The organism is Bacillus sp. DHT2 (genome assembly GCF_026241455.1).
Taxonomy (GTDB): Bacteria; Bacillota; Bacilli; order Bacillales; family Bacillaceae_G; genus Bacillus_A; species Bacillus_A pseudomycoides.
On sequence record NZ_JAPHWH010000014.1, the window covers coordinates 141,508 to 147,799 of the forward strand.

4 protein-coding genes and 1 rRNA gene are annotated in these 6,292 nt (G+C 36.6%); all 5 read left to right on the plus strand.

The features are described from left to right. Positions 1–110 precede the first annotated feature (110 nt). The gene (gene yaaA, locus ORL93_RS25555) at positions 111–323 is read left to right on the plus strand and encodes a S4 domain-containing protein YaaA (protein ID WP_003194149.1); all 213 of its coding nucleotides are present in this window, start codon (positions 111–113) and stop codon (positions 321–323) included. Positions 324–335: 12 nt separating this feature from the next. Further along, positions 336–1,463, plus strand: coding sequence for a DNA replication/repair protein RecF (recF, locus tag ORL93_RS25560; protein ID WP_097793940.1), 1,128 nt, complete (start codon positions 336–338; stop codon positions 1,461–1,463). A 38-nt stretch (positions 1,464–1,501) separates the two neighbouring features. Further along, positions 1,502–3,424: a DNA topoisomerase (ATP-hydrolyzing) subunit B gene (gyrB, locus tag ORL93_RS25565; protein WP_097793939.1), complete on the plus strand. Its 1,923-nt coding sequence runs from the start codon at positions 1,502–1,504 to the stop codon at positions 3,422–3,424. An 88-nt stretch (positions 3,425–3,512) separates the two neighbouring features. Next, positions 3,513–5,981 carry a DNA gyrase subunit A gene (gene gyrA / locus ORL93_RS25570; protein WP_006096803.1) on the plus strand — a complete coding sequence of 823 codons (2,469 nt, stop codon included), beginning with the start codon at positions 3,513–3,515 and terminating at the stop codon, positions 5,979–5,981. Between the two features lie 241 nt (positions 5,982–6,222). Further along, positions 6,223–6,292, plus strand: a 16S ribosomal RNA gene (locus tag ORL93_RS25575); the annotation flags it as partial.

Consider the following 6,292-nt stretch of genomic DNA (forward strand, 5'->3'; position numbering starts at 1 on the left):
TAGTTTGAATATGCTAGTGGCCCTTATTTGATTTTCGGGGTATTACTTTCCTAATGCGGGTTTATTTAGTACAATGAAAGAATGAACACTTTCAGAAAGTGAGCGATTTTATGAAACGTATTAAGATTTCAACTGAGTATATTACACTGGGACAATTTTTAAAGTTAGCTGATGTAATTGATACAGGCGGTGCTGTTAAATGGTTCTTACAAGAATACGAAGTGTATGTCAATCAAGAGCTTGAAAATAGAAGAGGCCGAAAGTTGTATGCAAATGATATTGTTGAAATTCCGGGAAACGGAACATTTCAAGTTCAAGCATAAAGGGGGAGCCCTTTGTATATTAAAGAATTACAATTAAAAAATTATCGCAATTATGAATATCTGGATCTCTCCTTTGAGGATAAAGTGAATGTAATTATTGGTGAAAATGCTCAAGGGAAAACGAATTTGATGGAAGCTATTTATGTATTAGCGATGGCCAAGTCTCATCGAACTTCGAACGATCGTGAACTTATCCGGTGGGATGAGGATTATGGTAAAATAAAAGGTAGATTACAAAAGCGAAACAGTTCCTTGTCTTTAGAATTAAATATTTCTAAAAAAGGGAAGAAGGCAAAATTAAATCAGCTAGAACAACAAAGGTTAAGCCAATATATTGGTGAAATGAATGTTGTTATGTTTGCCCCAGAAGATTTAAATCTTGTAAAAGGAAGCCCTCAAGTACGAAGACGCTTTTTAGATATGGAACTTGGACAAATAGCTCCTGTCTATTTGTATGAGTTAAGTCAATATCAAAAAGTGCTCACGCAGCGAAATCACTTGCTTAAAAAAATGCAAGGGAATAGTAAAAATGAGGACACGATGTTGGATGTATTTACACTGCAACTCATTGAACATGGTACAAAAATTTTGCAAAAACGTTTTGAGTTTCTGCATTTATTACAAGAATGGGCTGCTCCAATCCATCGTGGCATTAGTAGGGGATTAGAGGAACTAGAAATAGTCTATAAACCGAGCGTAGATGTATCAGAATCAATGGATTTGTCGAAAATAAAAGAAGTATACTATGAAAGTTTTCAATCTGTGAAACAACGTGAAATTTTCCGTGGTACAACTTTAATTGGTCCTCATCGTGACGATTTACAATTCTTCGTTAATGATAAAAATGTTCAAGTCTTTGGTTCACAAGGGCAACAACGAACAACCGCACTTTCCCTAAAGTTAGCTGAAATTGAATTGATTTATTCAGAGGTTAAAGAATATCCAATCCTCTTATTAGATGATGTGTTATCAGAGTTAGATGATTATCGTCAATCACATCTTTTAAATACAATTCAAGGAAAAGTGCAAACATTTGTGACAACGACAAGTGTCGACGGAATTGAACACGAAACATTAAAGCAAGCGAAAACAATTCATGTAACGAACGGCACGGTAGATTGTGAAATAGACAGAACATAATTTCTGTTTAAATGGAAAAGTAGGTGATCTTTGTGTCAATGGAACAAAAGCAAATGCAGGAAAATTCATATGATGAAAGTCAAATACAGGTGCTTGAGGGACTGGAAGCAGTTCGAAAACGCCCGGGTATGTATATTGGATCTACAAGTGGGAAGGGTCTTCATCACCTTGTATGGGAAATTGTAGATAATAGTATTGATGAAGCATTAGCAGGATACTGTGATGAAATTAATGTTAGCATCGAAGAAGATAATAGTATTCGTGTGACGGATAATGGTCGTGGTATTCCAGTTGGTATACAAGAAAAAATGGGACGTCCTGCTGTAGAGGTTATTATGACTGTACTCCACGCAGGTGGTAAATTTGGCGGTGGCGGTTATAAAGTTTCCGGTGGTTTACATGGTGTAGGTGCATCTGTTGTAAATGCTCTATCAACAGAGTTAGAAGTATTTGTACATCGTGAAGGTAAAATTCATTATCAAAAGTATGAACGAGGTATCCCAGCTGCAGATTTAAAGGTAATTGGTGAAACAGATCATACAGGAACAATAACTCGTTTCAAGCCAGATCCAGAAATTTTTACAGAAACTACAGAATACGATTTTGATACATTAGCAACACGTATGCGTGAACTAGCATTTTTAAATCGTAATATTAAATTGATAATTGAAGATAAACGCGAAAATAAGCAGAAGAAAGAGTTCCATTATGAAGGTGGAATTAAATCTTATGTTGAGCATTTAAACCGCTCGAAGCAACCGATTCATGAAGAACCTGTATATGTAGAGGGTTCGAAAGATGGAATTCAAGTTGAAGTTTCTCTTCAATATAACGAAGGTTATACAAACAATATTTATTCATTTACGAATAATATTCATACGTATGAAGGCGGTACACATGAGGTTGGTTTCAAGACTGCCCTAACGCGTGTAATAAATGATTATGGACGAAAAAATAACATCTTAAAAGATGCTGATAGTAACCTAACAGGTGAAGATGTACGTGAAGGACTAACAGCGATTGTTTCCATCAAACATCCGAATCCACAGTTTGAGGGACAAACGAAAACAAAACTTGGAAATAGTGAAGCGAGAACGATTACAGAATCTGTTTTCTCAGAAGCGTTCGAAAAGTTTTTACTTGAGAATCCAAATGTTGCTCGTAAGATTGTGGATAAAGGAACAATGGCAGCACGTGCACGTGTAGCAGCGAAGAAGGCACGTGAATTAACACGCCGAAAGAGTGCACTGGAAGTATCTAGTTTGCCAGGGAAGCTTGCAGACTGTTCTTCTAAAGATCCTTCGATTAGTGAAATTTACATCGTAGAGGGAGATTCTGCAGGAGGTTCTGCAAAACAAGGACGCGATCGCCACTTTCAAGCGATTTTACCACTTAAGGGTAAAATTATTAACGTTGAAAAGGCACGATTAGATAAGATTTTATCTAATGATGAAGTACGTACGATTATCACAGCGATTGGTACAAATATCGGTGGGGATTTTGATATTGAAAAAGCTCGCTATCATAAAGTTATTATTATGACCGATGCCGATGTTGATGGCGCGCATATTCGTACTCTATTATTAACGTTCTTCTATCGTTATATGCGTCAAATCATTGAACATGGTTATATATATATTGCACAACCACCATTGTTTAAAGTGCAACAAGGGAAAAAGATTCAATATGCTTATAACGATAAAGAGCTTGAAAAGATATTAGCAGAGTTACCAGCTCACCCAAAACCTGGTATTCAGCGTTACAAAGGTCTTGGGGAAATGAATCCGACTCAATTATGGGAAACGACAATGGATCCAGAAGTACGTTCATTACTTCAAGTTTCTCTGCAAGATGCAATTGAAGCAGATGAAACGTTTGAAATTTTAATGGGTGATAAAGTAGAGCCACGTCGTAACTTTATCCAAGAAAATGCAAAATACGTGAAAAACCTTGATATTTAAGTAAGTAATGACAGGAATCTAAGCATTCCTGTCTTCTACATATAAATCAATGTATATGTAACGGAAATGTAAGAGGAGGTGCTCGTTGATGTCAGACAATCAAGAACAAGCACGAATTCGAGAAATTAATATTAGTCATGAAATGCGTACCTCATTTTTAGATTACGCAATGAGTGTTATCGTATCTCGTGCACTACCAGATGTTCGTGATGGGTTAAAACCTGTGCATCGCAGGGTTTTATACGCAATGAATGATTTAGGGATTACTGCTGATAAAGCATATAAAAAATCAGCGCGTATTGTTGGTGAAGTAATTGGTAAGTATCACCCGCATGGTGATTCAGCCGTTTACGAAACAATGGTACGTATGGCACAAGATTTTAGTCAACGTTATATGCTTGTTGATGGGCATGGTAACTTCGGTTCTGTTGATGGAGATTCAGCAGCAGCAATGCGTTATACAGAAGCAAGAATGTCTAAGATTTCTATGGAGCTGTTGCGTGATATTACGAAAAACACGATAGATTACCAAGACAATTACGATGGTTCTGAGAGAGAACCAATTGTATTACCAGCGCGCTTTCCTAACTTATTAGTAAACGGTACGACAGGTATCGCGGTTGGTATGGCAACAAATATTCCGCCTCATCAACTTGGAGAAGTAATTGATGGCGTGCTAGCATTGAGTCATAATCCTGACATTACTATTGCGGAATTAATGGAATTTATTCCGGGACCAGATTTCCCAACGGCGGGTCTAATCTTAGGGAGAAGTGGAATTCGAAGAGCGTATGAAACAGGTCGTGGTTCTATTATACTTCGTGCTAAAGTTGAAATTGAAGAAAAGGCAAATGGAAAACAAGCAATTATTGTAACAGAGCTGCCTTATCAAGTGAATAAAGCTCGATTAATTGAAAAAATTGCAGAGTTAGTTCGCGATAAAAAAATCGAAGGTATTACAGATTTACGCGATGAGTCAGATCGAAATGGTATGCGTATTGTCATGGAAGTACGCCGTGATGCAAATGCAAACGTACTATTAAATAATTTATATAAACATACAGCGCTTCAAACAAGTTTCGGTATTAATATGTTATCGCTCGTGAATGGGGAGCCACAAGTATTAAACTTAAAACAAACTTTATATTATTATTTAGAGCATCAACAGGTAGTTATTCGTAGACGTACTGCTTATGAATTAGAGAAAGCGGAAGCTCGGGCTCATATTTTAGAGGGGTTACGAATTGCATTAGATCACCTTGATGAAGTAATTACTTTAATTCGTAGTTCAAAGACTGCTGATATTGCAAAACAAGGATTGATGGAACGTTTCGGTTTAAGTGAAAAACAAGCGCAAGCAATTTTAGATATGCGTCTGCAACGCTTAACAGGACTAGAACGTGAAAAAATTGAACAAGAATATCAAGACTTAATGAAGTTAATTGCTGAATTAAAGGCCATCTTAGCAGATGAAGAAAAGGTTCTTGAAATTATTCGTGAAGAATTAACAGAAGTAAAAGAACGCTTTAATGATAAAAGAAGAACAGAAATTACAATTGGTGGTATGGAATCAATTGAAGATGAGGATTTAATCCCAGAGCAAAATATCGCTATCACACTTACTCATAATGGTTATATCAAAAGGTTACCAGCTTCTACGTACAAAACACAGAACCGTGGAGGACGTGGTGTACAAGGAATGGGTACGAATGATGATGACTTTGTTGAGCATTTATTGACAACGTCTACACATGATCATATTCTATTCTTCACAAACAAAGGTAAAGTATACCGTACAAAAGGATATGAAATTCCAGAGTATAGCCGTACGGCAAAAGGTATACCAATTGTTAATTTGTTAGAAGTAGATAAAGGTGAGTGGGTCAACGCTATTATTCCAATCCGTGAATTTGGTGATGATCAATTCTTATTCTTCACAACAAAACAAGGTATTTCTAAGAGAACGCCTCTTTCATCATTTGCCAATATACGTACGAATGGTTTAATTGCAATTTCCCTTCGTGAAGAGGACGAAGTAATCTCTGTACGCTTAACATCTGGTGATAAGGATATTATTGTTGGAACAAGTAACGGTATGTTAATCCGTTTCAATGAGCAAGATGTTCGTTCTATGGGACGTAATGCGGCAGGTGTAAAAGCTATTACACTAGGTGATGAAGACCAAGTTGTAGGTATGGAAATTGTTGAAGAGGATATGAACGTTTTAATTGTAACCAAAAATGGTTACGGAAAACGTACACCGGTTGATGAATATCGTCTACAAAGTCGCGGTGGTAAAGGTTTAAAAACATGTAATATCACAGATAAAAACGGTAAATTAGTAGCAGTTAAGTCTGTAACTGGCGAAGAAGATATTATGCTAATTACAGCTGCGGGTATTATTATCCGTATGCCAGTTGATCAAATTTCTCAAATGGGTCGTAATACGCAAGGTGTACGATTAATCCGTTTGGAAAATGAACAAGAAGTAGCAACAGTAGCAAAAGCGCAAAAAGATGAAGAAGAAGATGGAAGCGAAGAGGCTTCTGAAGAATAAGAGTGGGGATTTTCCCTCTCTTATTTTTTTTAGAATAATACTTGCATAGAGATGGGAAAGTCTATATAATAGGCAGAGTCAGCAAATGAGAGATACAAGTTATCGAAAAAACTTGTTGACGAAAATAATATACTGTGTTATATTATAAAAGTCGCTGAAACGCGATGTTGAACTTTGAAAACTAAACGAAACAAACAACGTGAAACGTCAATTTTTATTTTAGATGCTAGACAAACTAACTTTATTGGAGAGTTTGATCCTGGCTCAGGATGAACGCTGGCGGCGTGCCTAATACATGCAAGTCGAGCGGA